The organism is Microbispora sp. NBRC 16548, assembly GCF_030268985.1.
Lineage (GTDB): Bacteria > Actinomycetota > Actinomycetes > Streptosporangiales > Streptosporangiaceae > Microbispora > Microbispora catharanthi.
In genome coordinates, this window is record NZ_BSSF01000076.1 from 1 (window position 1) to 484 (window position 484).

Here is a 484-nt window from a genome sequence, read left to right on the forward strand (position 1 = left end):
GCGGAGTGCCACACCAGGGCGGGCTGGTCCAGACCCAAAACGGCGCCTGGTACTACATGGCCTTCCAGGACGCCTACCCCGGCGGCCGCATCCCCGTCCTGGCCCCCATCACCTGGACCTCCGACGGCTGGCCCACCGTGCAAACCGTCAACGGCGCCTGGGGCGGCTCCTACCCCTACCCCAACGTGCCGCGCCCGCCACGACAGGTGAAGTCCCCGACCGGGACCGACACCTTCGCCGGCACCCAGCTCGGGCCCGAATGGGAATGGAACCACAACCCCGACACCACCAAATACAGCGTGGACAACGGGCTGCGACTGCAGACCGCCACCGTGACCAACGACCTGTACTCGGCCCGCAACACCCTGACCCACCGCATCCTGGGCCCGTCCTCGACCGCGACGATCCAGCTCGACTACTCGGCCATGCGCGACGGTGACCGGGCCGGACTGGCGATGCTGCGCGACTCATCGGCCTGGATCGG

1 protein-coding gene is annotated in these 484 nt (G+C 69.4%); it reads left to right on the top strand.

Features of this window, described 5'->3' with window-relative positions; all coding sequences use genetic code 11:
• Window positions 1-484, top strand: a 484-nt coding sequence (locus tag QSK36_RS43095; RefSeq protein WP_502883472.1) for a beta-xylosidase family glycoside hydrolase, incomplete at both ends; no start/stop codon positions are given.